The following is a 26,698-nucleotide window of genomic DNA, read 5'->3' as shown; positions in this document are numbered from 1 at the left end:
ATATTCTATTTAAAATCAGTAGCTCTGTACAAGTACAACTGAGCCGTCTGCCTTATTATATGCGGCGCTGTAGCCGTGACCATCTTCTGTAAAGACGTAATAGTACATGAAGCCTGCGTCCTCAGTTCTGTATTCATATGAAGACACCTTGCCGTCTATCTGAGCTGTGATAGCGGCGACAGCCTTTGCAGAATCTCCGCTCTCGGCTGATGTAGTTGTTGTAGTTTCGTCAGGCTTTGAGTCTGCTTTAGTTGTGGTAGTTGTTGTAGTTTCTGTATCTGAGGCAGTTGTTGTGGTAGTTGTCGTTGTTTCTGTATCAGGTGCAGAGGTTTCGGTGGCTGGTGTTGAGCTTTCGTCAGCCGGCTGTGAGGTAGTGGTATTTGTGTCAGTAGAAACTGCACTGCTCTCGGTATCGACGAACACTCCTCCCTTACTGTCGTCATCAGCGGAAACAGTTGTTTTTGGCTTTGTAGTAGTGGTCTTATTATTTGTTCCGCCAAAGCCGAAGATCTTATATCCTGCAACTATAGCAAGAATGACCACCACAAGTATACCCACTGTGATAGTGGCAGTAATTGCAAAGAGCTTCTTTCTGGAAGCGTCATCGTTATCCTCTGTATCATCATCGGAATAATCGTTTTCATCGTCAGAATAGCCGCCATTATCATAATTATCCTGATAATTCTCACAGCCGTCATTATTATCATGGCTATCAGCTATTGGTGTGGAGAAAAACTCTGTAGGCTCTTCCGGCTGTTTAGGCACGGTAAAAGCTCTTGTTTTCTCTTCATACTCCTGTGCCTCCTGCTTTGTGAACACTCTTGTTCTGTCAGCATCGTCAGCAGAGGTGAAATTCTGCTCCTCCTGCTTGCTGTCTTCCGTAACAGGCGTGCTTTCGTCTATAAGCAGGTTATGGCAATACTTACAGAGTATTGCTTCTTCGGATATTTCCTTATGGCAAAAAGGACATTCCTTTGTTTTCATTTTTACTTTCCTCCCGAATATTATCTGTTAAATATAATGATAACACAAACCATTTTAAAAATCAACAGGTTTCACCAAAATATCATCAAATTATACCATTCTTTTAAAAAAGGCTCTTTTATGGACATTATTTTTGATGTTTTCGTATGATATCACGGTATAATTTGTTGAAGTATGACATTTGTGTCGCTTTTAAGCAGGGCATAATTGTGCAAGTATACAAAGTGATAAAAAACCTATTGACAAAACGGGCATTGGGGAGTATAATAATTAAGCTGTCTGATGACGCAGACAAATGCTTCACAGAAACATCTATGAAGCTCAAGGCACACAAAGCTTGGAACTTTTCCGTGGCTGGAGACTTTTCCCCACCGTGTGCAACGTCAACTACGAGGCGTAACTCAGTTTGGTAGAGTGCTTGGTTTGGGACCAAGATGCCGCAGGTTCAAGTCCTGTCGCCTCGACCACTTTATTAAAAAAATGAAAACAAAATAAAAAGTGCTTGACAAGTGTTTGGAGATATGATATAATAGATATCGTCAGTTCGACAGATCAAGCAATACAAGCTGGTGTAGCTCAGTTGGTAGAGCAGCTGATTTGTAATCAGCAGGTCGGGGGTTCGAGTCCGTCCACCAGCTCCATTATTTTGTTTTCATTCATATGGGAGAATTCCCGAGTGGCCAAAGGGGGCAGACTGTAAATCTGTTGCTTCTAGCTTCGGTGGTTCGAATCCACCTTCTCCCACCAAAAAGCTCGCAGATTTCTGCGGGCTTTTTTTGTTTTATCTTGACAGGTATGACTGCGATATGATATAATCGAAAAAATCAGAATGTCATGGGGTGGTAGAGTTTATGAAAAGACACGTTTTGATACTTTTTGCGGCTGTCATTTTCACGCTTACACTTGCCAGTTGCACGTCAAAATATGACGCTGAGGACTTTATCGGAAAGACTTCGGCGGAGATAGTTGACGAGAACGGGGATTTTGACTGCGTTATTGGCGAGGCTGATGACGGAATATACTCAAACTGCAAGTGCGGATACACCATAAAGGAAAAGAAAGCGGGGTTTTTAGGCTCGTCGGACGAGGTTTTCTTTTTCATATGCTTTGATGAAAACAGCGGCGCGACAAGTTGTGCAGAAGGTGTTCGGCCTGGGGGATAAGGGTATTTTTGAGGAAGATGAGCAGAAATATCTTGAGGATATCAGGAATTTGATATTATGTATATGGGTTTTATAAATGGAAAGAGCAAGCTTGGGGAACTTGCTCTTTTTTGTTATGTGCTTTGGCAGGGTCTTGAAAGGTGAAAGATAGGCGAAAAGTCAAGTCGGACTATTGACACGATGTCAGAATGGTGGTATAATGTGTGCAAAGGATATTCTGACGTGGTGTCAGAATAGAGCGTGGGAGGTAAAAAAATGCCGAAGGGGTCACAGGAGCTGACTAATGCCAGAAAGGACGAGATAATAAACGCTTGCGAAAAGCTTTATCAGACAATGAATTTCAGGGACATTACCATAAAAGAGATCGGTAACGCAACGTCTTTTACGAGGACGTCGGTATACAACTATTTTCACACCAAGGAGGAGATCTTTCTCGCTCTTATGCAGAGGGAATATGAACTTTGGACGGGGGAACTGAAAAAACTACGTGAGGAAAATGATGTCATGAACAAGTGGACGTTTGCTCACAAGCTTGCTTTTTCGCTTTCTCAGCGTGGGACGCTTTTAAAGCTGCTTTCCATGAACCACTATGACATGGAGGAGCACAGCCGAATGGAGAGGCTGGTGGAATTCAAGGTGGCGTATGGGCAGGCTTTGGAGGAGGTACGGCTATGTCTTATGCACTTCTTCCCTGACATGACGGATGGGGATATACACGATTTTATATACTCGTTCTTCCCCTTTATGTTCGGCATTTATCCTTACACCTCTGTGACTGACAAACAGCGTGAGGCCATGGAACTGGCTGGGGTGAAATACTCCTTTCCTACGGCTTACGAGATAACCATTGCGGAAGTGAAAAGACTTTTGGGGATTTGACAAAGGAGGCAGAATAATGGAATACGCAAAGCTTGGAAACACGAACATTGCGGTATCAAAGCTGTGCATAGGCTGCATGAGTTTTGGCAAGGCAGGCACTATGCATGACTGGACCCTTTACGAGGGTGAGAGCGAGAAGGTCATTTCCCACGCTCTTGATCTTGGGATAAACTTTTTCGACACTGCAAACTGCTACTCGCAGGGCACGAGCGAAGAATATTTAGGCAAGGCACTGAAAAAGCTAACACAGAGGGACAAGGTGGTAATTGCCTCAAAGGTATACTTCAACGAGGGCAGGCTATCCAAAGCTGCTATAGAAAGTGAGATTGACGGCACTCTCAAAAGGCTGGGTACTGACTATCTTGACCTTTACATCATTCACCGCTTTGACTATGACACGCCTATAGAGGAAACAATGGAGGCTCTTGACGGGCTTGTTAAGGTAGGAAAGGTAAGGGCACTTGGTGCGTCTGCGATGTATGGTTATCAATTCCACAATATGCAGATAGCGGCGAGGGACAATGGCTGGACGCAGTTTTCGACTATGGAAAACCACTACAATCTGCTTTACAGAGAGGACGAAAAGGAACTTATACCGATATGCAGGCAGATGAACGTTTTGCTCATGCCATACAGTCCTCTTGCGGCAGGGCATCTTGCAAGGCCACAATGGCGTTCTGATTCACTCAGGAGCAAGACCGACCGTGTTGCCATGGGCAAATATGACCGCATGGAAAAGTATGACGAGCAGATAGTAAAGCGTGTGGCAGAGGTTGCTGAAAAGCACGGCTGCAAAATGTCGCAGGTGGCTATTGCATGGCAATGGGCAAAGGGCGTTTGTGCACCGATAATAGGAGCGACAAAGACGAGATATCTTGACGACGCCGCAGGTGCATTTGATGTAAAGCTCACAAATGAAGATATAGCTTATTTGGAGGAGCTTTATGTTCCGCACTACACAGTGGGAGCGATAGACAAAAACCCGCCGCAGAACGTTGTTCTGCTTGACGAGAAGAAATAAATTTTAGGAGGAATCCACAATGAAAAAAGATTTTGGTAAGAACCCTTGGTTTTATCCACTGCCTGTTCTTATTGTAGGCACATATGACAATAACGGAAATGCAGACGCTATGAACGCTGCATGGGGCGGTCTTTACGGTGCTGACATGGTGGAGCTTTGCCTTAGCGAGAGCCACAAGACCACAAAGAACATCAAGGAGAAAAAGGCTTTCACGGTAAGCTTTGCTGACGCTGCTAACTTGAAGGCTTGCGATTATGTTGGTATAGTATCTGCAAACAGCACTGCTGACAAAATGGCAAAGTCGGGTCTTACAACAGAAAAGAGCCGCTTTGTTGACGCACCTGTTATCAACGAACTTCCTGTTGTTCTGGAATGTGAGCTTGTTAGATTCACAGAAGAGGGCAACGTTCTTGGCAGGATAGTAAACATTGCTGCTGACGAAAGCGTTCTTGACGACAAGGGCAGCATTGATCTCACAAAGTTCAGACCTATAGCATATGAACCTGTAAATCACGGCTATTATGTTGTTGGCGAAAAGGTAGGTCAGGCATTCAGCGATGGAAACGCACTGAAATAATATGACGGTAAAAAAAGGCACGCTCCTTCGGGGGCGTGTTTTTTGTATGACCTGTTTCACTTGAAAATTTCATAAATACGCTATATAATAAGGATATATCTGAAAAGAGGTGGAGATATGACCTTACAGCAGCTTAAATATGTGGTGGCTACGGCGGAGAAAGGTACTGTCAGCGAGGCGGCACAGTCGCTTTTTATTTCTCAGCCTAGTCTTACCAACGCTATCCGTGAGCTTGAAAAGGAAATGAATATCACTATATTCATACGCACAAACAAGGGCATAACGGTATCAAAAGAGGGTGAAGTCTTTTTGGGCTATGCAAGGCAGGTGCTTGAACAAGCGAGTTTGCTTGAAGAAAAATACTGCGGAAAGCAACACGGCAAAAGGCAGTTTTGCATATCCACTCAGCATTACTCCTTTGCGGTGAACGCTTTTGTTGACCTTATAAAAGAGTTTGGCGGAGATGAATATGATTTCAGCATTCGTGAGACGCAGACCCACGAGATAATCGAGGACGTGGCGAGAATGAAAAGCGAGCTTGGCATACTCTATCTCAACGATTTCAACGAGCCTGTGCTTTCAAAGGAGATAAAGTCCAAAGAGCTTAAATTCACGGAGCTTTTTTCTGCAAAGCCACACGTTTTTGTCGGCTCTGCAAATCCCCTCGCGCAGAAAAAGTCTGTGACCCTTGACGACCTGCTCCCCTACCCTTATTTATCCTTTGAGCAGGGGGAATACAACTCTTTCTACTACTCGGAGGAGATACTCAGCACCATAAAACGACCAAAGAATATCCGTGTCCGTGACCGTGCGACCCTTTTTAATCTTCTTATCGGTCTTAACGGCTACACCATTTGCAGCGGTGTTATTGACGAAAAGCTCAACGGCAGTGATATCGTGGCTGTTCCCCTTGAAGCGGAGGGGTCGATGCGCATTGGCATAGTTACTCACAAAAAGGTACTTTCTAATCCACTGACGGAATTTTATATCAATGCACTGAAAAAATATATAGGCGAGGAAACAAGGTTGACAACATGAGAAATATGTGATATTATAAAAACATACAAAGCCTATAGGAATTATGTATAAAGGAGAATTTTCATGACAGAGCTTATAAAGCTTGAACAGAATATAACCGATACTATAAAAGAGTCGCAGATAAAACTTGGGTTTACCCCTAATGCGGTGACGCTTTTTTATCCTCTTGACTCCCTCAACGCCATAACAGGGGGCGAGCTTACGGCTGAGGAAATGATAAAAGCCATAGACGAATACAAAAGTGAGATACTTTCATGCAAGGCTTCGCTTGCTCAGGACGGCAGGATAGCTGTTACGGTATCAGAGGAGAGCGTGAGGGCTATCCACGAAAAGGTGGAGGCAAGCCCGTTTCTTGTGGAGTTTATCGGCGCGGTAAAAGAAGGGTGTTCTCTTGAACGTGCGGCGGAGATATTCAGAAAGTATAATAAGAACACTGTTATAACTGCTGCACCTGACGATGAATTTGACCTGCTTGCATACTTTCCAGACGGAGAGCCTGACGGCTGTAGATACTGTTTGCAGGACGATCTGGGCGGCATAACATATCACAGATTCACCAAGCTTGACTATGACGCACTTTATCCCGAAAAGTCAGGAGATAACACAGAAAAATGAAAAATTTCACCTGCATAAGCGTAAATCACAAGCTTTGCGGACAAACCTTTCGCAGCCTTTTCACATTTGACAGCGCTCAGTGTGAAAAGCTGCTTTTTGACGTAAAGGACTTTTCACCTGTGCTTATTTGCACCTGCAACAGGACGGAGCTTTACTTTTGCGGAACACCTGAGGAGGGCATAAGGCTTCTTTGCGAACAAAGCGGAGTGGAGATCGCAAAGCTCAAACGCAAGGTCATGATATTCACAGACAAGACGGCGGTAAAAAGGCTTTACAGCGTATCATGCGGTATAGAGTCGGCGGTCATAGGTGAGGACGAGATACTTGGACAGGTTCGCCGTGCATATGATCTTTCAAGGGAGCGCATTGGGCTTTCCTCTGAGGTGAACATGATATTTCAGGGGGCTATCGCTTGTGCGAAGAAAATAAAGACGGAGACGGAGCTTTCAAAGACTTCCGTTTCCACGGCTACTCTTGCGGCTAAGGAAGCGGCACATTATAAGGATAATGTCATGGTGATGCTTCTTGGAGCAAGCGGTGAGATAGGATCGCTGGTCTTGAAAAATCTTCTTTCATACAAGAACGTAACTGTGCTTGCAACGGCACGTTCCCACAGAAATGCGCTGGAATATATTTCAGACGATCCAAAGCTTGAGCTTATACCATACGAAAAGAGATATGAGCGCATTGGTGAATGTGACTGCATAATTTCTGCGACTTCAAGCCCCCACTACACTGTTACGGCGGATATGCTCAGTGATAATGAAAACAAGCTTTTTATAGACCTTGCAGTGCCGAGAGATATTGACCCTGCCGTGGAAAAGCTTGCAGGGGCTAGGCTTATAGACATGGACTTTTTCACGGAGCTTGCCAAAGAAAACAATCTCAAAAAGCTTGACAGCGTGGAGAGGTCGAAGCTTATCATTGACGAGGAAACTGACGAACTTGAAAAGCAACTTATGTTCCATGATTTTCTTCCGCAGTTTGAGTGCCTTGACAGAAGACTTTGCGAGGTTTCGGCGAAAGAGCTTTTTTTCAGACTAAAGTCGGAGCTTGATTCACAGACTTTCGGCAAGGTTATAGAAGTAATAAAAGAATACGGAGAATGACGATGCCATACTTTCCTTTTTTTGCGAATATTGAGAATATGCCATGCCTTGTGGTGGGTGGCGGACAGGTAGCTTTGAGAAAGATCGAAAAGCTTCTTGACTTTTCGCCTATAATAAAGGTGGTGGCATCAAAAGCTTGCGGTGAGATAAGAGAACTTGCAGACAGGGGCATGATAACACTGTTTGAGCGTGCTTTTAAGGACAGCGACATAGACGGCAGTACATTTGTGATAACTGCCACAGGGGACAGAGGCGTAAACAGGCACATTTCTCAGCTTTGCAGGCAAAGGCACATTCCATGCAACGCAGTTGATGACCCTGAGAGCTGTACGTTCTTCTTCCCTGCCATTGTTACAGAGGGGGACGTGTGCATTGGCATTTCAACAGGCGGAAAAAGCCCTACCCTTGCTTCTCACCTGAGAAAGACGATCCAATCGCAGACAGAGGGCAGGCTTGGGGATATATGCAATGTCATGGGAAAAGTCCGTGACTATGCCCTTGAAAATATATCCACGGAGCAGGCTAGGAAAAAGGCTATGGCAGAGGCATTGAAAATATGCCTTGAAAGTGACGTGCTTCCAACAGAGGAACAGCTTATAGAGATGATAAAGGAGCGAAAATGAAACTGAGAGCAGGCACAAGAAAAAGTCCACTTGCAATGGCGCAGACTTATATGGTACTTGACATGATAAAGGCGGCATTTCCTGAGTGTGATACCGAGATAGTCACCTTCACCACAAAGGGCGACAGACAGCTTGACAGACCTCTTGACAAGATAGGCGGCAAGGGTGTGTTCGTCACGGAGATAGAACAGGCTTTGCAAAGCGGAGAAATAGACTTTGCTGTACACAGTGCAAAGGACTTGCCTGTTACGCTGGGCGAGGGGCTGGAGATATCGGGAGTTTGCCCTCGTGGGAACTATCGTGATATGCTTGTGACCAAAAAAGGCGTTGTATTTAACGATTGTGATGTTTTCACTGTTGGCACAGGAAGTCAGCGTAGACGTGGGGGCTTTGCAAGGCTTTATCCTAACGCAAAGTTTTCTGATATAAGAGGCAATGTTGGTACACGCCTTAAAAAACTTTCTGATGGGCTTTATGACGGCATAATACTTTGTGCGGCAGGAACGGAGCGTTTGGGACTTTCCCTTTCGGAATACGAGGTAAAAGAGTTTGAGCCTTGGGAGCTTTTGCCTGCACCTTGTCAGGCTATAATTGCAGTGGAATGTGCAAAGGAGAGCAAGGCGGCTGAGATAATTTCGCAGGTATCACACAAGGAAACTATGCTCAGGTTTGAAACCGAGCGTGAGGTGATAAGACTTCTGGGTGCGGACTGCACTGTGCCTGTGGGGGCATACAGCGAGATAAATGGGGAAAAGATATCTCTAACTGTTTCAGACGGCAAGGGGCATTTTGCTCAGGGCGAAAAAGAGATAGAAAAAAGATTTGAACTTGTTAAGGAGCTGACTGATAAGCTATGAGCGGCAGAGTTATAATAGCAGGAGCAGGCTGTGGAGATTATGACCTTATCACAATGAGAGGTTATGAGGCTCTGAAAAGCTGTGACGTGGTGATATATGACAGCCTTATAGACAGCCGTTCGCTTGACTTTTGCAAGGACGGTGCGGAGAAAATATGCGTTGGAAAGCGTGCAGGCAGGCACAGTTCCACGCAGGAGGAGATAAACACGCTTCTTGTGGAAAAAGCCGCAGAGGGCGGTGTTGTTCTCAGGCTAAAAGGCGGCGACCCTTTTGTGTTCGGCAGAGGGGGCGAGGAGATAACTGCACTCAAAGCCGCAGGCATACCATACAGTCTTATACCGGGGGTGACTTCCTCGGTGGCAGTGCCTGAGCTTGCAGGTATACCGGTAAGCCACAGGGGACTTTCAAGGAGCTTTCATGTTATAACAGGTCACACTGCGAACGACCTGCTCCCTGAGCATTTTGAAAGCTATGCAAAATGCGGTGGAACGCTTATTTTTCTTATGGGGCTTAGAAATCTCCCTGAGATAGCAGGCAGGCTCATTGAAAACGGCATGGGCGAAAATACTCCTGCGGCGGTGATATCAAAGGGGGCTACCCCTGAGCAGAGGGCTGTAAAGGGCTGTCTTGGCGACATTGCTGAAAAGGTGAAGAGAGAGGATCTGTCTGCGCCTGCTGTGATAATAGTTGGAGAAACCGCTGGGCTTGATCTTTCGCCTACCTACCTGCCTCCACTGTATGGAGTTTCTGTGGCTGTCACTGCCACAAAGGGGCTTTCAAGGCGGCTTATAAAGTCGCTCAATGCCCTTGGGGCGTATGCTCACCGCTGTGGCGGATTTGAGCTTAAGGAGCTGAACGATGAGGTCACGGAAAAAGCTTTTTCACGGCTTTCAGAGGGCTTTTACAGCCATGTTGCTCTTACAAGTCCAAATGGTGCGGAGATATTTTTGAAAAGGCTTAGAGAAAGCCGTATTGACATAAGAAAGCTAAGCGGAGTGAAGATAGCTGTCATAGGCAAAGGCACTGGGGCGAAGCTTGAAAAGGCTGGGCTTTATGCAGACATAATGCCTGAAAAGTTCAACAGCGTGGCTCTTGGAAATATGCTCTCGGACACTCTTACCCGTGAGGACAGGCTTCTTATAGTACGCTCCTCGGAGGGGTCAGCAGAGCTTGTTAAGCCATTGGCTGAAAAAGGGCTGAACTTTGATGATGTTCACATTTACGAGCCTGTTTACAGCACAGGCGAGAAGATAGATGATGACTACGCTGTGTTTGCCAGTGCAGGCGGAGTGAGGAGCTTTTTCCGTGGCGGAGGAAGCTTATCAGAGAATACAAAGTGTATCTCCATAGGCGAAGTGACGACGGCAGAGCTTAAAAAATACGGTATAAATGGCCCTCTGCTTCCAGCGGAAAGCACAGCAGAGGGAATAATACAAAAGATACTTTCAGATAAGTGAGAGGAAGATAAAAATGCGAAGATTCAGAAGATTAAGGGCAAACCCAGCAATGAGAAGAATGGTTTGCGAAACAAGATTAAATGCGGCAGACTTTATCTACCCGATTTTTGTGGCAGAGGGCAATAACATCATGAAGCCTGTTGACTCTATGCCAACAGTTTATCAGTATTCTATCGACGATCTGGAGCAGATATTGCCGCAGATAGCAGACAGCGGAATATCGGGCTTGCTTATTTTCGGCATACCAGAGAAAAAGGACGAGCTTGCAACGGAGGCTTACAATGACAAGGGCGTTACACAGCAGGCAATAAGATACATCAAAGAGCATTATCCTGACCTACTTATTATTGCGGACGTTTGTCTTTGCGAATATACCAGCCATGGACACTGCGGAGTTGTCAAGGGCGACAAGATACTCAATGACAGCACTTTGCCGCTTCTGTGCAAAATGGCGGTGAGCCTTGCAAAGGCTGGCGCTGATATTATCGCACCCTCCGACATGATGGACGGCAGAGTTGCGGCAATAAGGGCGGCGCTTGACGAGAATGCTCTTACTGATATTCCTATAATGTCATACAGTGCAAAATTTGCTTCGGGATATTATTCTCCGTTCCGTGACGCCGCAGAATCTGCACCATGCTTTGGCGACAGAAAGTCATATCAGATGGATCCTTGCAACGGACGTGAGGCTCTCCGTGAGATAGAAGACGATATCGAGGAGGGGGCTGACATGGTAATGGTGAAGCCTGCGCTTTGTTATCTTGATATCCTCAGAGCCGCCAGGGACAGATATGATCTGCCGATTGCGGCATACAACGTAAGCGGTGAGTTCTCTATGGTAAAAGCGGCGGCACAGCTTGGCTGGATAGACGAAAAGCGTATCGTTCTTGAAAATCTCACTGCTATAAAGCGTGCAGGTGCGGACATTATCATAACATACCATGCTCTTGACGCCGCAAAATGGATAAAGGAGGACAACTGACATGAACACTGCTAAGTCTAAACAGCTTTACAAAACTGCCTGCGGTTTTATGCCCGGTGGAGTGAACAGCCCTGTGAGAGCCTGCAAGGCGGTTGGCACTGTTCCGCTTTTTATCGACCATGCGAAAGGGTCAAGGATATGGGACGAGGACGGAAACGAGTTTATCGACTATGTATGCTCATGGGGGCCGAACATTCTCGGTCACTGCTGTGAGCCTGTGATAAATGCTGTGAAAGCCGCCTGCGACAAGGGGCTTACGTTCGGTGCTTGCCACAAGGGCGAGATAACCTTGGCTGAGCTTATAAAAAAGCACTTTCCGTCTATGGAAATGCTCAGGCTCGTAAACTCAGGTACGGAAGCTGTCATGAGTGCAATAAGAGCCGCAAGAGGATATACTGGCAGGGACAAGATAATAAAATTCGAGGGCTGTTATCATGGTCACTCGGACGGACTGCTTGTAAAGGCAGGCTCTGGACTTATGACGCAGGCTATCCCATCGGGTGCAGGAGTGACAGAGGGCTGCACAAAGGACACGCTTCTTGCGAAATACAATGACACTGCTTCTGTGGAAAAGCTTTTTGAGGAATACGGCAACGAGATAGCCGCACTTATCGTTGAACCATGCGCCGCAAACATGGGCGTTGTTCCGCCTGAAAAGGGCTTTCTTGAATTTCTCAGAGAGATAACGAAAAATCACGGCACTGTGCTTATATTTGACGAAGTTATAACGGGCTTCAGGCTATCAGAGGGGGGAGCTTCAAAATATTTCGGAGTTATCCCTGACATGACTACCCTTGGCAAGATAGTGGGGGGAGGAATGCCCCTTGCCTGCTATGGGGGAAAGCTTGAGATAATGCAGTGCGTTGCACCACTAGGCTCTGTGTATCAGGCAGGCACACTGTCGGGAAACCCATGCGCAGTGGCGGCAGGAATAGAAACTATCAGGCAGATAGAGAGCATACCAAACTTCTATGAGGAGCTTAACAGAAAGTCGGCTATGATAGAGAATGCCATAAGGGAAAAGGGTCTGAACGTGAATCGCTGTGGTTCGCTTATGACGGTATTTTTCAATGACGAGAGCGTGAAAAGCTATGATGAGGCAAGGGCTTGCAACACGGAAAGCTACGGCAGATACTACCGTCATATGCTTCAAAGCGGCATTTACACTGCACCGTCGCAATTCGAGGCAATGTTCGTTTCCTATGCTCACAGTGACGAGGATATAGCAAAGACTATTGAGGCGATAGAGTCTTACAGATAACAAAAAACGGAGCTGTTCAAATCAAGCTGAACAGTTCCGTTTTTTATATTCCATATATGTAGGGGCGAACAGTGTTCGCCCGTTTTGTTTGCCTGACAAACTCATGATATCCACGCAATTTTTGGCTCAATATTCCCAAATGCGGCTTTCAACATAAGTTTGCGAGAAAATCAGGCGGGCGAACGCTGTTCGCCCCTACAATGTGCCAACGTGTTATGCAGAATATTTTTTATATCAGCAAATTCTAGGGAGAAGCTCTCCGCCAGGCTGTGGGAGAAGGGTCTGTGAGCCTATCTCTGTTTTCATTACAACTCTGCCTGCGTTATCCTCTGTGACCTCGCCTATGACAGCGGCGTTCTCTGAGTTTTTGCACTTTCTAAGGGCAGAAACGATATCCTCTGCTTTGTCCTTTGGTGCGAATATAACAAGTCTGCCCTCGCAGGCAAGATACAATGGTTCTAAGCCCAGCATACCGCACACGCCTTTCACCTCGTCTGCCACCGGTATTTTCGCTGCATCTAGGGTTATTCCTACACCGCTTTGACCTGCTATCTCGTAAAGGACAGTGCCTACACCGCCTCTTGTTGCGTCACGGATAACGTGGATATCGTTTGTAACGTCGAACATTGCTTTTACGTTTGCCCAGAGGGGTGCACAATCGCTTGTTACGTCTGCCTCTATGCCGAACTCGTCACGAGCTAAAAGTATGGTACAGCCGTGTCTGCCGATATCACCTGACACTATAACGGCGTCGCCTGCTTTGGCAAGCTTGCCTGAGGTGTTGGCGTTGTCCATTATCCTGCCTATGCCCGTAGTGGTAATGAAAACGCCGTCTACCTGACCTTTTCCTGCCACCTTTGTGTCACCTGCACATATCTCGACACCTGCTTCCTTAGCGGTCTTTGCCATGGCGGCGGCTATCTCCTCAAGCTTATCCATTGGAAAGCCCTCTTCGATAACGAAAGCACATGAGAGATACAAAGGCTTTGCACCCATGCAGGAAAGGTCGTTCACAGTGCCGCAAATACTTAGCTTGCCGATATTTCCTCCTGCGAATTCGTATGGGGAAACTATAAAGCCGTCGGTGGTGAATGCTATCTTGCCCTTTTCCATGGAAAGCACGGCGGCATCGTCGGCGGTCAGGTCAGGGTTAGCGAAATGCTCCTTAAAAACACGGTCGATAAGCTCGGAAGTCTGCTTTCCTCCTGCGCCGTGGGCAAGGGTCACAAATTTATCTGTCATAATTATTCCTCTTTTCGGATAGTTTATTTTACAAATTGCCATACTGATAATATGCCGAGCAAGCGCCCTCGTTTGACACCATGCACGCACCTATAGGGTGTAGCGGTGTGCAGACCTTGCCGAAAACTTTACAGTCTGAGGGCTTGCACTTGCCCTGCAAAACATCTCCGCAGCGGCAGACTGGGTTTGGCTTGCCTGTTATTTTCGGCAGGGAGAATTTCTTTCGTGCGTCAAAGTCAGCATATTCGTCACGGAGTATCATGCCTGACATTGGTATGATACCAAGTCCACGCCACTCGCTGTCGCAGGGGGTCATGACCTTTTCCATAAGCTTTATGGCGGCTGGGTTGCCCTCGGGCTTTACTACTCTAGGATAGCAGTTTCTGAAAAACGGCTCGCCACGCTGAGAAAGCTCTATGGTAACAGCAAGAGCCGTAAGAAGTTCAGCGGCCGTGAAGCCCGTAACAACGCCTGAAACGCCCTTTTTCACAAGTTCCTCGCACACGGCTGTGCCTGTGATAGCGTTGACATGGCCGGGGTACAAAAATGCGTCTGCGCTTCCCTCCAAAGCCTTATAGGCGTTTGGCATAGTCTTGTTTGCACCAAGAATAGAGAAGTTTTCAAGCCCCAGCTTTTTCGCTTTTTCTACTGCAAGGCAGGCTGATGGGGTGGTAGTTTCAAAGCCAACGGCCAGGAACACCACCTGCTCATCTCTATGGCTTTCGGCATATGAAACTGCGTCAAGGGGCGAATAGACTGTCTTTATCACAGCACCCTTTGACCTTGCTCCTGCAAGACTCATTTCTGTACCGGGTACTCTTATAAGGTCGCCGAAAGTGCATATCACCGCACCTTTTTGAAGAGCGAGCATACAAGCCTCGTCGATAAAGCCAATGGGGGTAACGCACACAGGACAGCCGGGGCCTGAGATAAGCTCAACGCTCTCAGGAAGGAGCTTTCTTATGCCAAGCCTGAAAATCTCGTGGGTGTGAGTGCCGCAGACCTCCATTATGCGAAGCTTTTTGCCGTCATCACGTTTGTAGGAGCTTATTATCTCCTTTGCATTTTCTATAGTGTTCATTGGATACTCTCCATTATCTCGTCAGTTTCTTCACTATCATCAGAGGTTATCTTTGCGATAGCCACCCCTGCGTGTACCATGACATAATCCCCTACCTCGAGATCGTCGATAAGGTCAGCAGATACCTCTCTTTTTGCACCGCTTGCGTCAATAACAGCAGTGCCCTCGTTTACACTTACTACCTTTGCAGATAAACCTACACACATATCAATACCTCCAAAAAAATTTAATCTATATAACAAAATCAGAAATGAGATACACAGGCGACCAAAGGTCGCCCCAGCTTATTGAAAAAGTTCGACAAAAGCGGGACGTCGAGGGCGCCGTCCCCTACAATTGGCGTAAATACGCTGTTTATATGTAGGGGCGAACAGCGTTCGCCTGTTATTTTGGTATTTTTAAACAGCCTCAGGTGACCAAAGGTCGCCCCTACAGAATAAGAAAATCATCGCCGCAGGCGATACCTTAATTCCTCACTCCTCACTCCTCATTCCTCATTCCTCATTCAGATAAAACGCTTGTCCCAAAGCTATACCACCGTCATTGGCAGGCACAAGGCTGTGGATAAGCACTCTAAGCCCCATTTTTTCAAGGCGGCACTTCACCATTTTAAGCAGAAGCTTGTTCTGAAAAACTCCCCCGCTCAAGGCACAGACCTTTATGCCTGTTCTCTCGCTTATGGTCCTGCACGCCTGTGTGGTCATATCCGCAAGAAGTGAATGGAACTCATAGGCAAGGCGGTTTTTATCCTCACCATTTTGCATACCCTGGCAAAGACGCTTGATAAGAGCCTGAGTGCAGAGCATTATCCTGTCCTCTTTTTCGGCAGTGAGCTTTTCCATAGGCTCGTAAATACCAAACGGCTCACGGCTGAATTTTTCTGCCGCAAACTGCAACGCCATGGAAGCTTCGCCCTCAAAGGTAGAAGAACGCCTTATGCCAAGCACCGCAGAAGCGGCGTCAAAAAGCCGTCCTGCGCTTGTAGAGCTTACTGCGTTTACTTTTTTCTCTGCCATTATGGACAGAAGCTTGTACTCTTTCGCTGTACAAATACCAAGCTTTTCACAGATCTCTCCGCCCCTTTCCCCATAGGCTGAGCCTGCTATCATTGCGGCAATACGCCAGCCATCTTTAGAGGAAAGATCGCCGCCCACCTGCATGAAAGGCTTTATGCTTCCCATACGCTCAAAGCCTGTGCGGTCGCAGAGAAGTATCTCGCCGCCCCATATGGTGCCGTCTGTGCCAAATCCTGTGCCGTCATATGATACGCCTATGACCTTTTCGCTATAGTCGTTTTCTGCCATGCAGGATAGGATATGAGCATAGTGGTGCTGGACTTTTTTCAGAGGCAGGTCAAGCCCCTCGGCAAATGCAACTGTATTGTATTTGGGGTGCATATCGCAGACTACGTTTTGCGGTGTTGCTTCCAGAAGTTCGCACATACGCTTCACGGACTCCTCAAGAGCCTTTACAGTGCGGATATCAGCCATATCCCCCACATAGGAAGAGAGATAATAAAGGCTTCCCTTTCTGATACAGAACGTGTTTTTAAGCTCACCGCCTATGGCAAGGGTCTGACCTTTATCACTGCATGATGTCATAACAGGCAATGGTGCATATCCTCTTGAACGCCTTATTATGTAAGGCTTGCCCTCAAATGTATCCATGACAGTATCGTCTGAGCGTATCAAGATACGCCTGTTGTGGGATAATATCAGGTCGCAGAAGCCTGCTATTTCGCTGAGTGCGTCCTCGTCGTTTCGACAAATAGGTGCTCCACGGACGTTTCCGCTGGTCATAACAAGGCTGTCGGTCATTTCCACGCCGTCATCGTAATCAAAAAGAAGCAGGTGCAAAGGGGCATAGGGGAGCATTACTCCCACTGTAGGATTATCGGGTGCAACGCTTTCGCAAAGGCTTCCGCTAGTTTTTTTATCAAGAAGCACGATAGGCTTTTGCCAGCCTGTGAGAAGCTTTTCCTGCACTTCGCCAAAATCGCACTCACGCCTTACGGCAGAAATATCCTTCAGCATAACGGCAAGTGGTTTTGCAGGGCGGTTTTTAAGCTCTCTGAGCCTTTTCACTGCGCTCTCGTTTTTTGCGTCACAGCAAAGGTGAAAACCGCCTATGCCTTTGACAGCGATTATCTTCCCTGCCATGACGGCTTCTCTTGTTGCTGTGATAGCCTCAGCGCCTTTCTTTTCACTGCCTATGATATAGACCTCCGGACCGCATTTGTTACAGCACACAGGCTGGGCGTCATAACGCCTTGTGGCAGGGTCGGTGTACTCCTCCTCGCAGTCTTTGCACATTGGAAAGTCAGCCATTGTGGTGCGAACTCTGTCATAGGGCATAGAGTCCATAATAGTGAGCCGTGGGCCGCACTGGGTACAGTTTATAAAAGGGTGGAGATATCTTCTGTTTGTTTTGTCGAAAAGCTCTCCCTTACATTTTTCGCACACAGCGATGTCAGGGGATACGAAAATATCCCCTTTTTCCTTTTCGCTGTCGATTATCTCAAAGCTGTCAAAAGGCGGTTCGTCGGCATGGGCTGAAATTATCTCCATTATCACCGAACGCTCAGGGGGACGGTTTTCAAGGGCTTTTTTCAAGTCCTCCACAGCCTTTTCACTGCCCTGTGCGTGTATCTCAACATAAGAGCCTTTGTTTGCCACAGTGCCGCAAAGTCCAAGGTCTGACGCTTCACGGCTGACAAAAGGTCGGAAACCCACGCCCTGAACAATACCATAAACACGAATTATCTCAGTTTTCATCAGATAAGCTCCCTGACGGTATCCTTTATCTCGTCCTCTGCTTCACTGCTGAGAACGTCTATAAGCACGTCCTCAAACTCTTCGCCGTCCTGACCCTCATCTATGGCGGCATTTCTGAGCCTGCCTAACATTCTCACAGTATGCACTGTAGGTCTGCGACGAACGGAGTCCATGAGAATGTTCTCATAACCTCTGCCGTAAAACTGCTCCATATATCTCACCACGGCACTTGTCATGCTGATATCAGCCATGGGGTGTCTTTCCAGAAACCTAAGCAGAGGCAAAACTGCGTTTATGCCCTCGCCGCTTTCGTCAAGCTCCTCCATGCAGTTTTCGGCTTCATATTCAAACTCCTCTGAGCCGAGATATTCTTCAAGACGCTCTATAATTTCTTCTGTCATATCTTTTCACTCTCTCCCTGCAAAAGTCTGCCTGAAAGTCCGAAATGCGGAAAGTCTATAAACTCGCCGCTGAAATTTTTCATAACACGTCTGAGGGTCTTGTCTGCGATAACAACGTCATAGTTATCACCAACATTGTCGCAAAGGTCGCTTTCGTCTGCAAGGAAAAAATCACTCTGCTGTGAAAGCTCCTTTTTCTGCATAAAAAACGTTGCCGATGTGCAATGACACTTGCCGCTTTTTTCTGTGATAAGCTTTCTCACAGCGTCAGCCGCTGTTTGGTTATGTATCACAAGGACGTTTTTATCCGTAAAGTTATAAGCTTTTTGCACTATCTCCTCGGGCAGACAGCTTCGTGGATATTCTATCTCATAAGGCGTGCCGAACTTTTCTTTGAGATACTCCGCCGCCTTTATTGCCGCTGCTGAACAGACTATGTTCATCTCTGCCGCAGCCGCATTTTTCACATCATCAAGGGTGCTTACCATGCCGTAGCATATAACATTCTCCCAACCCTTTGCCTTATATTCCGCCACTATCCTCTCGGGACTTATGATATTAAGCTCCAAAGGTGTTGCACCTATAATGCCAAGCCTGCCTTTCTGAACAGGCTTGCTCTCAGTGGCAAAGGTCTTGAAAAGCTCTATCCACACCGGCTCTGATCCGCTGTCGTAATAGTTCGTGCCTGTACACTCGGCTGTTATGCAAGGAAGTCCTGTTTTCTTCTCTGCCATTCGTTTCAACGCTCTCATATCTGTTGCTATGACAGCAGGCACAGGTGTGCCTATTATGGTGGTGAAAGCAGGTGATATCTGCCCGCATGCTTTGGAGAGCTTTTCGATGAGCCTGTCGTCACGTCCTAAAATTGCGTCCATATCACGAAGCCCCGCGCTGAAAACTGCGCTCTTTTTGGTAAACCACCTTGGCTCGTCAAAGCCACAGACGTTGCCTGCACAGCCGCCTGCGTCGCATATTACCATTAGTCCTCCAAGCTCATAGAGCACTGCCGCCGCACCTGATTGGTCAGGGGCAAAGGGTGACAAAAGCTTCAAAAGATTTTTCATTTATCCTCCGCTCCTTTCCTGTCAAGTGCCTTTTCAAGGTCGCAAAACAGCTTTTTCACTCCTGCATAGCCAAAAGGCTGTATCTCGTCATTAAAGTCCGCTCCTGCTATGTCAGGGTGATAATAGGCACAGTCCTTGCCGATATAAACGTTCACACTCTCGTCAGGCTCGTAAAAGAGCATTGTTGGTGAGAGATTTGAATATATTTTTGTTTCAGGGGAAAGCTGTGCTATCTTTTTCACAAAGCCGAAATTTCGCTCCCCCACAGTGCCGAATATCTCCGCCACCTTGAAGCCGTATCTTATAAGAGCCAATGCCATTTCTATAGGGTCGCAGTTTGAAAACTCGCCCACTGCAAAGCACAGCCCTTTATGCTTTTCTCTGAAATCATCTATAAGAGCCATGGTCTGCTCATAATACTCTTTATCGCAAAGCTCCGCTCCTATCGCCTGACCCAGCAGACGATACTGCGTAGATATCTTGTCAGCCTGAAAAACTCTCGCAAGCTCTATAAAAGGTATGTTAAGCTCCTGCTCCATTTGCTGGGCGGCATATCTTGCTTCCGCATTGAGCACAAGAGAAAAATTTGCCTGCGACATTTTTTCATATTCCTCGAAGGTATCGCACCTTGAAAGCTCCCTTATGGCCTTTACGCCTGCACTTTTCAGCAGGCTGTAAAGCTCGCAGTCCTCCTGCAAGGGTGAGAAATAACCGAGGATATTCACCTCGTCAGACTTTCTCTTGCGTGGTTTCAAAAGGGAATACACCGATTTTCGCACTGAAGCCATAGGGGGCAGACGCTTTTCCCTTGTGAGGGCATACATATAGCATGGCACAACAGGCACGCCTGCTCGGTCGCTGGATTTTCTGCACACTCTGTCCATATCAGTGCCGAGGAGAGCGTCAACGCAGGTTATACATATCATCACCGCTGAAGGAGTGTAATCAAGGCTTTGACATACATCCTCCACAGCTTTTGGTATCTTTGTAAGGTGCCTGCCTGTGACGATATCGGTATCGTCAAGAAGCAGGTAGAAAAATCTGTCGCCGTAGCCGCTTTCCGCACTGAGCATAGTGGTGTTTCGTCCACAGCAGGCAGGAGCCACAAGAAGCATAACCGAATTTGGCACTGCAAGTCCTGCTCTTTTTACACCAAAGCCCTGCGCTCCCGGTGAATTGAACGCCAATGTTGCAGGGGAGCTGTAGATAAGGTGCTTTGCCGAAAGAAGCTCGTCAGGGATATTATCTTTTCCCTTTTGGGCAAGCTCCGCCGCTGTTATGTAAAACGCTTTAGTCATCGTTGTCCTCCTGCATAAGGGTCTGGGCAAGCTTCAAAAAGCATTTTGCCGCCTGACAGTCAGGCTCGCCCTCTATGACGGTCATGCCCTTATCCTCACATCTGATGATATCGTCGCTTCTTGGTATATCCGCAACGATATCAAGCCCTGCGCTTTCTGCAAAAGCTCTGACCTTTTCTTCCTCGCCCTCAACGTTTCGCCTGTTCATGACGATACCACGGACTTTTGCATAGCTTCTGTCGGCAAAGTTTTTCACCGCACTGTTTATATTATTTGCGGCATACAATGCCATTTTCTCGCCTGAGGTGACGATAAGCACCTTTGAGGCGTAGCCCTCTCTGATAGGTGCGGCGAAACCTCCGCACACAACGTCTCCGAGAACGTCATAAAGCACAACGTCAGGCTTATATTTTTCAAAAAGCTTTAAGTCTTCAAGCAGGCTGAACGTGGTGATTATACCTCTGCCTGCACAGCCAAGTCCGGGGGTAGGACCGCCTGTTTCTATACAAAGCACTCCGCCGTAGCCCTCTTTTGATATCTCCTCTATGCTCTCAGGCTCATCGTCATGCTCTCTGAGATAATTCATCACAGGCATAACAGGCTCGCCCCCAAGAAGATTTATGGTGGAGTCAGCCTTTGGGTCACAGCCTATTTGTATAACTCTTTTCCCAAGACTTGCAAATGCGGCGGCAAGGTTTCCGGTAACTGTGGATTTTCCTATTCCGCCCTTTCCGTAAACGGCTATTTTTATCATAAAAGTATCCGTGCGAAAGCACGTTCCTCCTTTTTATAGGTTAAGTATTTTGCTTACATCTTTATCTATCAGATCGGGAATATCTTTAAGAAAACATCTTCCCGAAAAAGCAACGTGTGGCAGTGAAACAAAGCTTGCCCCTTTGCATATAGGTCTGAAAAGTGGGTCAGCTATGACGGTCTTATGCTGTGAAAAAAGCTTTTCAAGCTCTGCTTCTTCCTCGCAGAAAATGTCCGTCTCTGACAGCACCTCGCTGTTTCTTATGCCAACTGTCGCCACAGTTTTTGCGCCAAGTTCAGCCCCAAGGGAAGAAGCAAAAACGCTTTCCCCTGCAACTATCATATGAGCATTCTCTACAGCTTTTTCACCGCAGGAATTTATACAAACGCCCTCTGACACTGCTCTTTTCAGGTCAGCGGAAAGCTTTTTGGAAAAGCTTTTCCCCACAGGCACGCCCACAACATATGGCACGCCATAGGTATCGAAAAGATACTTTGCCGCAGCTATCCCGTCTGAGGATATAACAAGGCTTACAGCCGCCTGTGGTGCTGTTGAAATTTCATCAAGGCTGCTGTCCATAGCAAAACAGCTTTGAACTGAAAAGCCGTTATCCAAAAGCCACTTTTTTATAGAGCTTACGCTTGTATTCACTGAAAAGTCAAGAGGCGTTGCACCAATAATATTCACTGAATTTGCCTGCTTTTCTTTTCCCTCACGGCAGAAAAGCTTTGCAATATTAAGGAAAGCTCCCTCTGCTCCTTGAAGATAGGAATGAGTGCCGTTGGTATCAACGAAAAATGTGGTCAGACCTGTTTCACGCTCTATCTCCTCAGCCGCCGCACTATAGTCAAAGCCTGTCATTGCAGGCATTGGCGAACCGCAAATGGCTATGAATTTGGGTGAAAGCTCACCTGCCGCTTTTGCCACATCACGAATGAACTTGCCGTCATTGCCCATAACGGCGTCCGCTTCTGTTAGTGCGGAAATATATATCATGCTTTTGCGGTCATACCAGCGTGGCTCGTCATGGGTGGCGTAGGTGGAGTTACAGCCCGAAGCGTCATGGACGACGGTCATTCCACCAAGCTCATAAAGCGCCGAGCATACTCCCGAAGTATCCGCCGCATATATGGATATCACTTTTGCATTCATAGACAGCTTTCACACCCCCAGCCCTTGTGTTGTATCACCTTACGTCTGTCCTTTTTGTTTACTGCTCCCTCAGCCATAAGCTCTGCAAGCCTTTTTATGCCCTCGAAGCCGTATCCCCCGCCCCCTGCGACTATATCAACAAAGTTATCGGTCTGGCAGAAAAAAGCTGCTTTCTGACCTATAGCAAGATACTTTTCACTGCACTGTGAAAACTCCATTTTCACATTCACAGTAGGGAGAATTTCAAGGTCGTGGCAATGGGCTTTCAGCCACTCAAAATCTGCCCTTTCCTCCTCTGAAAAGCTGTCGGCGTAGCAACGCTTCACATTGAAGCCTTTCTCTGCAAGAAGTCTGCAAAAGCCAAGGGGTCTTGGCAAAGCAGTATAATCCACGGCTATAGGCATATCCCCCACTATCTCAAGGGCATTTGCAAGAGCCTTGTCGGCGGCTTCTCTGTCAGCAGAAAAGTCAGGTGTTTTCACACCAAGCTGGGTGCAAAGCCTGCTGTAATTTTTCTCTATCTCATCATAGCCATAGCACAAGGGCAGATACAAATGCTTTGTGCCAAGTCGCTTTTCAAGTTCCTCTCCTGAGGGCTTTGCCGTGGGGATATAGGTGATATTCAAAGAGCTTTCCGACATAGAGAGATACTCCTCATAGGTCTTGCACTTTGTTATGTCAAGAAGCTCAAAGCCTGCTGAGTTTATTATTTTTACAAGTTCGGAGGCTTCGTCCGTGGCTCTGTCACAGCCTATTATAGCCGCCGTTTTAGGCTTCTTTTCGCACTTTTCAAGTGGCTCGTAAAGCTGTTTTCTCATAAGGCTGTCAGGAGAGATAGACTTTCTCATGGTGGGCGTCATGTAGCAATCTATAAAATGCACCTGCGGAAACAATGCCGACAGTTCGTTTATTATCATTTTATAGTCACAGCCTGCAAAAAGGTGAACACAGCTTAGAAAAATCAAAACGCATTTTGGCTTTTCCTCAAGCCTGTTTATTATATCCCTTACTCCGTCTATAACGTCCTGCTCCATTGTGCCGTCATACAGATCCTGCTCAGAAACAGTCACCCATGACATTCTGTCCATGGCATTCATCTCTGCCGCAGTGAGGATAACGCCCCTTAAACAGCCCTGTGCGCAGACAAATATCTGCCGTGACTCAGGGATAAGCATACCGGTATGGACGATATTCCACACGCCCCTTGTTGGGGGATTATATTCAAGACCGCTTTCAAAAGGCGCAGGAAAAGCCGCCTTCGTTATATTTATGCCGCTCTCTTTTATCATTTTTCTTCTCCCATACCGCAAAGCTCGGCTATCTTATCCGCCAATGCTCTATACTGCTCTGCCGCAGTGCTGTCAGGAAAAGCTTCCATGACAGTTTTGCGCATATCCTCAGCTTCGCTCACAAGGTCGCTTCGGTCTATCTCGGCTATCACAGAGCTGTGAAAATCAGCCGCAAGCTCCGCCGCTTTTTCCTCCTCGTTTTTTACGTTGCGTTTATTGAGGATAAAACCGCCAAGAGAAGCATATCCACGGCTTTTGAAATTTTCCACCGCCATTGCGATGTTTGCGGCGGCATATACAGACATACTCTCACCTGACGTGATGATAAACACCTTATCGGCATAGCCCTTTCGCATTGGCATTGAAAAACCTCCGCACACCACGTCTCCGAGAACGTCATAGATAACAACGTCAGGCTGATATTTTTCATATGCGCCCTTTTTTTCAAGCTCCTCCAAAGCTGCGATTATACCTCTGCCTGCACAGCCAAGCCCCGGGACCGGACCGCCTGCTTCAACACACACAACGCCGTTATAGCCTACCCTTACCATATCTTCAAGGTCAAAGCTTTCGCCTTTTCGCACAAGGTCAAGAACGGTGGGTATCCTCTCTCCCCCATGGAGAAATGTGGTGGAGTCAGCCTTTGGGTCACAGCCTATCTGCATGACTTTCAGCCCTTTTTGTGCAAGTGCAACACTGACGTTTGATGCCGCCGTTGACTTTCCTATTCCGCCTTTTCCGTAAAAAGCAAGCTTTATCATTATATGTGATCTCCTCTTGATATCTTTATTTTATAGCCTATGGACTCCATTCGTCTTTCAAGGCAAGCTCTGCACTGTGCTGACTCGTCACCTGTGCATATCTTGTTGTCATAGAGCATATATTTTTTTCTCACTGCCACAGGGGACAGATTCGGCATTATAACGTTCGCACCTGACAGCACCCCTTGTTCTCTCCCTTTGGGGTTTATAGTACCAAGGGCTGTGGTGGCTGGCAAAAGAACGTCGGGGAGCATTATCCTGCAAATGCTCAGCAGAAAGAGGGTAAGCTCATATGAGCCTTGTGGACAGCTTCTGAAAGGCGTGTCCTTATGTGGGAGAAAAGGTCCAATGCCTATCATTTCGGGCTTGAAATCGCACATAAACTCCATATCCTCAGCAAGGCACTCCGCCGTCTGATACGGCGAGCCTATCATCATTCCACAGCCTGTCTGATAGCCTATCTCTTTTAGATCTGAAAGACACTCCATTCGGTTTTTCCAAGACATTTCAGCCGGGTGGAGCTTTTTGTAATGCTCCTCGTCGGCAGTTTCGTGCCTGAGAAGATACCGGTCTGCACCTGCATTGAAAAGGGCTTCATAGTCCTCACGGCTTTTCTCGCCTAGGGATAATGTTACCGCACAATCAGAGTGGCGCTTTTTTATCTCGCTGACGATACCGCAGAGCATTTCTCTGTCATAGAAAGCGTCCTCACCGCTTTGAAGCACAAAGGTACGAAAACCATAGCCGTAGCCCTCGTCACAGCACTGCAAGATCTCCTCAGCGGTAAGCCTGTATCTGCTCACGTTGCCGTTTGAACGCCTTATTCCACAGTAAAGGCAATCGTTTTTGCAGATGTTTGAAAACTCCACTATGCCCCTTATGTAGATATCCTTCCCGAACATTTCCTGCGAAATGCACCTTGCAAGCTCTGCGGCATAGGTTCTGTCGCTCTCGTCATATTCTTTTATAAGCTTCACCCATTCATCGTGGGAAAGCTTTTTCTCGCAGTTTAGTTTATCAATAAGTTCTCTGACCGCCATTGTGATCTTCAAGCTCCTTTACAAGATGTGGAAACACTTCTATGCTACGTTTGAGAATACCTTTCATATACGCAATTGCAATGCCGTAATTTGTGAACGGCACGCCTGCGTCACAAGCACATTTCATTCTGTAGGTAAGCTCTTTTGAGCCTAGCATACAGCCGCCACAGTGTATGCAAAGCGCAAAGTCTGAAAGCTCCTCTGGAAAGCCATGACCTGATGACAGCACTATCTCAAGATTCTTGCCTGTGTATTCTTTCAGCCAGTTCGGAAGCTTCACAGAGCCTATATCACCGCACTGTCTGTGATGTGTACAGCCCTCTGAAATAAGCACCTTGTCACCGTCTTTAAGATCGTCGATAGCTTTCACGCCCTTTACTGCGGCGTCAAGAAAGCCCTTATATCTAGCCATAAGGATAGAAAACGAGGTGAGAGGGATATCCTCGGGAGTATCCTTTGAAACTCTTGCGAAAGCCTGACTATCCGTTATAACAAGTGCAGGCTTCTCTATCCTGCCAAGCACTCCTGAAAGCTCAGTTTCTCTTACCACCACTGCACAGGCGTTTGCTTCAAGAACATCTCTTATGGCCTGCTGTTGTGGCAGGATAAGCCTGCCCTTTGGTGCGGCGCTGTCGATAGGGGTGACAAGCACCACCATATCGTCAGGCTTTATAAGGTCGCCCACAAGCTTCATTGTCATGGTGTCTGTTTCAGTGAGCTTTGCAACGGCGTTTTTAAGCTCCTCTATGCCTGTTTTCTCTTTTGCGCTGACGTACACTGCGCCCTCCTCTTTTGGGATATCAGTGAGCAGGTCGGCTTTGTTTTTGGCTATAATAAAAGGTATGTTTTTCTCTTTGAATATTGAGATAAGCTGTTTTTCGCAGTCGCCAAGGGGCAAGGTGCAATCGGTAACAAGAACTGCGCAGTCCGTTCTGTTTAAAATCTGCTTAGTTTTCTTCACACGAAGCTCTCCAAGCTCGCCCTCGTCGTCAAAGCCTGGGGTATCTATTATCACAACAGGGCCAAGGGGCAAAAGCTCCATTGCCTTTGTAACAGGGTCGGTGGTAGTCCCTTTCGTATCGGATACCACTGCAAGATCCTGATTTGTTACTGCATTCACAACGCTTGATTTTCCTGCGTTTCGTCTGCCGAAAAATCCTATATGTATACGTTCTCCGCTTGGTGCGTCATTAAGTCCCATTGCAAAAGCTCCTCTCAAAAAAATAAGCCATACCCCTGAGGATACAGCTTTGATAACAAAAAAGGCTATGCTTGC

26 protein-coding genes and 3 tRNA genes are annotated in these 26,698 nt (G+C 47.0%); 15 read left to right on the top strand and 14 right to left on the bottom strand.

Features of this window, described 5'->3' with window-relative positions; translation table 11 throughout:
- Window positions 1-15: 15 nt before the first annotated feature.
- On the bottom strand, window positions 16-984 hold the full coding sequence (locus OCV57_RS08775; protein ID WP_117892226.1) for a hypothetical protein: 969 nt from the start codon (window positions 982-984) through the stop codon (window positions 16-18).
- Between the two features lie 390 nt (window positions 985-1,374).
- Here OCV57_RS08775 and OCV57_RS08770 point away from each other — a divergent pair.
- The 15 genes from OCV57_RS08770 to hemL all read left to right on the top strand — a co-directional run bounded on the left by OCV57_RS08770 (window position 1,375) and on the right by hemL (window position 12,566).
- Window positions 1,375-1,451: transfer RNA gene (locus OCV57_RS08770), tRNA-Pro, on the top strand.
- Window positions 1,452-1,549: 98 nt separating this feature from the next.
- A tRNA-Thr gene (locus OCV57_RS08765) sits at window positions 1,550-1,625 on the top strand.
- A gap of 21 nt (window positions 1,626-1,646) precedes the next feature.
- A tRNA-Tyr gene (locus tag OCV57_RS08760) sits at window positions 1,647-1,731 on the top strand.
- A gap of 104 nt (window positions 1,732-1,835) precedes the next feature.
- Window positions 1,836-2,147 (top strand): hypothetical protein, encoded by a 312-nt coding sequence (locus OCV57_RS08755; RefSeq protein WP_117956888.1) that lies wholly within the window; start codon window positions 1,836-1,838, stop codon window positions 2,145-2,147.
- Window positions 2,148-2,402: 255 nt separating this feature from the next.
- Complete coding sequence (locus OCV57_RS08750) at window positions 2,403-3,026, top strand: TetR/AcrR family transcriptional regulator (RefSeq protein ID WP_117956886.1); 624 nt, start codon at window positions 2,403-2,405, stop codon at window positions 3,024-3,026.
- Between the two features lie 16 nt (window positions 3,027-3,042).
- Window positions 3,043-4,047 carry an aldo/keto reductase gene (locus OCV57_RS08745; protein ID WP_138339488.1) on the top strand — a complete coding sequence of 335 codons (1,005 nt, stop codon included), beginning with the start codon at window positions 3,043-3,045 and terminating at the stop codon, window positions 4,045-4,047.
- Between the two features lie 19 nt (window positions 4,048-4,066).
- Window positions 4,067-4,624, top strand: coding sequence for a flavin reductase family protein (locus OCV57_RS08740; protein WP_138339489.1), 558 nt, complete (start codon window positions 4,067-4,069; stop codon window positions 4,622-4,624).
- A gap of 117 nt (window positions 4,625-4,741) precedes the next feature.
- The gene (locus OCV57_RS08735) at window positions 4,742-5,662 is read left to right on the top strand and encodes a LysR family transcriptional regulator (RefSeq protein ID WP_022287091.1); all 921 of its coding nucleotides are present in this window, start codon (window positions 4,742-4,744) and stop codon (window positions 5,660-5,662) included.
- A 63-nt stretch (window positions 5,663-5,725) separates the two neighbouring features.
- Complete coding sequence (locus OCV57_RS08730) at window positions 5,726-6,277, top strand: DUF3877 family protein (protein ID WP_267301207.1); 552 nt, start codon at window positions 5,726-5,728, stop codon at window positions 6,275-6,277.
- Window positions 6,274-7,386, top strand: coding sequence for a glutamyl-tRNA reductase (hemA, locus tag OCV57_RS08725; RefSeq protein WP_267301206.1), 1,113 nt, complete (start codon window positions 6,274-6,276; stop codon window positions 7,384-7,386). Before OCV57_RS08730 ends, hemA begins: the two co-directional genes overlap by 4 nt.
- A 2-nt stretch (window positions 7,387-7,388) precedes the next feature.
- Window positions 7,389-8,009 (top strand): precorrin-2 dehydrogenase/sirohydrochlorin ferrochelatase family protein, encoded by a 621-nt coding sequence (locus tag OCV57_RS08720; protein ID WP_267301204.1) that lies wholly within the window; start codon window positions 7,389-7,391, stop codon window positions 8,007-8,009.
- Window positions 8,006-8,866 (top strand): hydroxymethylbilane synthase, encoded by an 861-nt coding sequence (gene hemC / locus OCV57_RS08715; protein WP_038670368.1) that lies wholly within the window; start codon window positions 8,006-8,008, stop codon window positions 8,864-8,866. The genes OCV57_RS08720 and hemC overlap by 4 nt, the downstream gene beginning before the upstream one ends.
- Window positions 8,863-10,323: a uroporphyrinogen-III C-methyltransferase gene (cobA, locus tag OCV57_RS08710; RefSeq protein WP_267301202.1), complete on the top strand. Its 1,461-nt coding sequence runs from the start codon at window positions 8,863-8,865 to the stop codon at window positions 10,321-10,323. Before hemC ends, cobA begins: the two co-directional genes overlap by 4 nt.
- 13 nt (window positions 10,324-10,336) lie before the next feature.
- The gene (gene hemB / locus OCV57_RS08705; RefSeq protein ID WP_267301200.1) at window positions 10,337-11,305 is read left to right on the top strand and encodes a porphobilinogen synthase; all 969 of its coding nucleotides are present in this window, start codon (window positions 10,337-10,339) and stop codon (window positions 11,303-11,305) included.
- A 1-nt stretch (window position 11,306) separates the two neighbouring features.
- Complete coding sequence (hemL, locus tag OCV57_RS08700; RefSeq protein WP_267301198.1) at window positions 11,307-12,566, top strand: glutamate-1-semialdehyde 2,1-aminomutase; 1,260 nt, start codon at window positions 11,307-11,309, stop codon at window positions 12,564-12,566.
- Between the two features lie 234 nt (window positions 12,567-12,800).
- On the opposite strand, the gene hypE is transcribed toward hemL, so the two are convergent.
- The 13 genes from hypE to hydF form a co-directional block, all read right to left on the bottom strand.
- The gene (gene hypE, locus OCV57_RS08695) at window positions 12,801-13,808 is read right to left on the bottom strand and encodes a hydrogenase expression/formation protein HypE (RefSeq protein WP_117863068.1); all 1,008 of its coding nucleotides are present in this window, start codon (window positions 13,806-13,808) and stop codon (window positions 12,801-12,803) included.
- A gap of 28 nt (window positions 13,809-13,836) precedes the next feature.
- Window positions 13,837-14,889: a hydrogenase formation protein HypD gene (hypD, locus tag OCV57_RS08690; protein ID WP_267301196.1), complete on the bottom strand. Its 1,053-nt coding sequence runs from the start codon at window positions 14,887-14,889 to the stop codon at window positions 13,837-13,839.
- A complete protein-coding gene (locus OCV57_RS08685; RefSeq protein WP_022287101.1) occupies window positions 14,886-15,095 on the bottom strand; it encodes a HypC/HybG/HupF family hydrogenase formation chaperone in 210 nt (69 codons plus the stop codon). The genes hypD and OCV57_RS08685 overlap by 4 nt, the downstream gene beginning before the upstream one ends.
- Window positions 15,096-15,383: 288 nt before the next feature.
- Window positions 15,384-17,663 (bottom strand): carbamoyltransferase HypF, encoded by a 2,280-nt coding sequence (hypF, locus tag OCV57_RS08680; RefSeq protein ID WP_267301195.1) that lies wholly within the window; start codon window positions 17,661-17,663, stop codon window positions 15,384-15,386.
- On the bottom strand, window positions 17,663-18,064 hold the full coding sequence (locus OCV57_RS08675; RefSeq protein ID WP_022287103.1) for a hypothetical protein: 402 nt from the start codon (window positions 18,062-18,064) through the stop codon (window positions 17,663-17,665). The genes hypF and OCV57_RS08675 overlap by 1 nt, the downstream gene beginning before the upstream one ends.
- Entirely contained in the window at window positions 18,061-19,128 is a 1,068-nt protein-coding gene (locus OCV57_RS08670; protein WP_267301194.1) for a nitrogenase component 1, read from the bottom strand. The genes OCV57_RS08675 and OCV57_RS08670 overlap by 4 nt, the downstream gene beginning before the upstream one ends.
- Window positions 19,125-20,426 (bottom strand): nitrogenase component 1, encoded by a 1,302-nt coding sequence (locus OCV57_RS08665; RefSeq protein WP_267301193.1) that lies wholly within the window; start codon window positions 20,424-20,426, stop codon window positions 19,125-19,127. The genes OCV57_RS08670 and OCV57_RS08665 overlap by 4 nt, the downstream gene beginning before the upstream one ends.
- The gene (locus OCV57_RS08660; protein WP_117863063.1) at window positions 20,419-21,180 is read right to left on the bottom strand and encodes a nucleotide-binding protein; all 762 of its coding nucleotides are present in this window, start codon (window positions 21,178-21,180) and stop codon (window positions 20,419-20,421) included. Before OCV57_RS08660 ends, OCV57_RS08665 begins: the two co-directional genes overlap by 8 nt.
- A 33-nt stretch (window positions 21,181-21,213) precedes the next feature.
- The gene (locus OCV57_RS08655; RefSeq protein ID WP_267301191.1) at window positions 21,214-22,332 is read right to left on the bottom strand and encodes a nitrogenase component 1; all 1,119 of its coding nucleotides are present in this window, start codon (window positions 22,330-22,332) and stop codon (window positions 21,214-21,216) included.
- Entirely contained in the window at window positions 22,329-23,621 is a 1,293-nt protein-coding gene (locus tag OCV57_RS08650; RefSeq protein ID WP_267301186.1) for a nitrogenase component 1, read from the bottom strand. The genes OCV57_RS08655 and OCV57_RS08650 overlap by 4 nt, the downstream gene beginning before the upstream one ends.
- Window positions 23,618-24,382 (bottom strand): nitrogenase iron protein NifH, encoded by a 765-nt coding sequence (locus OCV57_RS08645; protein WP_267301184.1) that lies wholly within the window; start codon window positions 24,380-24,382, stop codon window positions 23,618-23,620. The genes OCV57_RS08650 and OCV57_RS08645 overlap by 4 nt, the downstream gene beginning before the upstream one ends.
- Entirely contained in the window at window positions 24,382-25,422 is a 1,041-nt protein-coding gene (gene hydE / locus OCV57_RS08640; RefSeq protein WP_267301183.1) for a [FeFe] hydrogenase H-cluster radical SAM maturase HydE, read from the bottom strand. Before hydE ends, OCV57_RS08645 begins: the two co-directional genes overlap by 1 nt.
- Window positions 25,400-26,623: a [FeFe] hydrogenase H-cluster maturation GTPase HydF gene (hydF, locus tag OCV57_RS08635; protein WP_138339504.1), complete on the bottom strand. Its 1,224-nt coding sequence runs from the start codon at window positions 26,621-26,623 to the stop codon at window positions 25,400-25,402. Before hydF ends, hydE begins: the two co-directional genes overlap by 23 nt.
- Window positions 26,624-26,698: the final 75 nt, after the last annotated feature.

It is taken from the genome of Hominimerdicola aceti, from assembly GCF_025567495.1.
GTDB classification, from domain to species: Bacteria; Bacillota; Clostridia; order Oscillospirales; family Ruminococcaceae; genus Hominimerdicola; species Hominimerdicola aceti.
Note: the sequence above shows the minus strand (reverse complement) of the source record. Positions and strands in the feature narration are given on the sequence as shown.

Bases quoted from the DNA above. Each gene is read 5' to 3' on its own strand.
- OCV57_RS08775 (WP_117892226.1), bottom strand. From the start codon at position 984: ATGAAAACAAAGGAATGTCCTTTTTGCCATAAGGAAATATCCGAAGAA.
- OCV57_RS08755 (WP_117956888.1), top strand. From the start codon at position 1,836: ATGAAAAGACACGTTTTGATACTTTTTGCGGCTGTCATTTTCACGCTT.
- OCV57_RS08750 (WP_117956886.1), top strand. From the start codon at position 2,403: ATGCCGAAGGGGTCACAGGAGCTGACTAATGCCAGAAAGGACGAGATA.
- OCV57_RS08745 (WP_138339488.1), top strand. From the start codon at position 3,043: ATGGAATACGCAAAGCTTGGAAACACGAACATTGCGGTATCAAAGCTG.
- OCV57_RS08740 (WP_138339489.1), top strand. From the start codon at position 4,067: ATGAAAAAAGATTTTGGTAAGAACCCTTGGTTTTATCCACTGCCTGTT.
- OCV57_RS08735 (WP_022287091.1), top strand. From the start codon at position 4,742: ATGACCTTACAGCAGCTTAAATATGTGGTGGCTACGGCGGAGAAAGGT.
- OCV57_RS08730 (WP_267301207.1), top strand. From the start codon at position 5,726: ATGACAGAGCTTATAAAGCTTGAACAGAATATAACCGATACTATAAAA.
- hemA (WP_267301206.1), top strand. From the start codon at position 6,274: ATGAAAAATTTCACCTGCATAAGCGTAAATCACAAGCTTTGCGGACAA.
- OCV57_RS08720 (WP_267301204.1), top strand. From the start codon at position 7,389: ATGCCATACTTTCCTTTTTTTGCGAATATTGAGAATATGCCATGCCTT.
- hemC (WP_038670368.1), top strand. From the start codon at position 8,006: ATGAAACTGAGAGCAGGCACAAGAAAAAGTCCACTTGCAATGGCGCAG.
- cobA (WP_267301202.1), top strand. From the start codon at position 8,863: ATGAGCGGCAGAGTTATAATAGCAGGAGCAGGCTGTGGAGATTATGAC.
- hemB (WP_267301200.1), top strand. From the start codon at position 10,337: ATGCGAAGATTCAGAAGATTAAGGGCAAACCCAGCAATGAGAAGAATG.
- hemL (WP_267301198.1), top strand. From the start codon at position 11,307: ATGAACACTGCTAAGTCTAAACAGCTTTACAAAACTGCCTGCGGTTTT.
- hypE (WP_117863068.1), bottom strand. From the start codon at position 13,808: ATGACAGATAAATTTGTGACCCTTGCCCACGGCGCAGGAGGAAAGCAG.
- hypD (WP_267301196.1), bottom strand. From the start codon at position 14,889: ATGAACACTATAGAAAATGCAAAGGAGATAATAAGCTCCTACAAACGT.
- OCV57_RS08685 (WP_022287101.1), bottom strand. From the start codon at position 15,095: ATGTGTGTAGGTTTATCTGCAAAGGTAGTAAGTGTAAACGAGGGCACT.
- hypF (WP_267301195.1), bottom strand. From the start codon at position 17,663: ATGAAAACTGAGATAATTCGTGTTTATGGTATTGTTCAGGGCGTGGGT.
- OCV57_RS08675 (WP_022287103.1), bottom strand. From the start codon at position 18,064: ATGACAGAAGAAATTATAGAGCGTCTTGAAGAATATCTCGGCTCAGAG.
- OCV57_RS08670 (WP_267301194.1), bottom strand. From the start codon at position 19,128: ATGAAAAATCTTTTGAAGCTTTTGTCACCCTTTGCCCCTGACCAATCA.
- OCV57_RS08665 (WP_267301193.1), bottom strand. From the start codon at position 20,426: ATGACTAAAGCGTTTTACATAACAGCGGCGGAGCTTGCCCAAAAGGGA.
- OCV57_RS08660 (WP_117863063.1), bottom strand. From the start codon at position 21,180: ATGATAAAAATAGCCGTTTACGGAAAGGGCGGAATAGGAAAATCCACA.
- OCV57_RS08655 (WP_267301191.1), bottom strand. From the start codon at position 22,332: ATGAATGCAAAAGTGATATCCATATATGCGGCGGATACTTCGGGAGTA.
- OCV57_RS08650 (WP_267301186.1), bottom strand. From the start codon at position 23,621: ATGATAAAAGAGAGCGGCATAAATATAACGAAGGCGGCTTTTCCTGCG.
- OCV57_RS08645 (WP_267301184.1), bottom strand. From the start codon at position 24,382: ATGATAAAGCTTGCTTTTTACGGAAAAGGCGGAATAGGAAAGTCAACG.
- hydE (WP_267301183.1), bottom strand. From the start codon at position 25,422: ATGGCGGTCAGAGAACTTATTGATAAACTAAACTGCGAGAAAAAGCTT.
- hydF (WP_138339504.1), bottom strand. From the start codon at position 26,623: ATGGGACTTAATGACGCACCAAGCGGAGAACGTATACATATAGGATTT.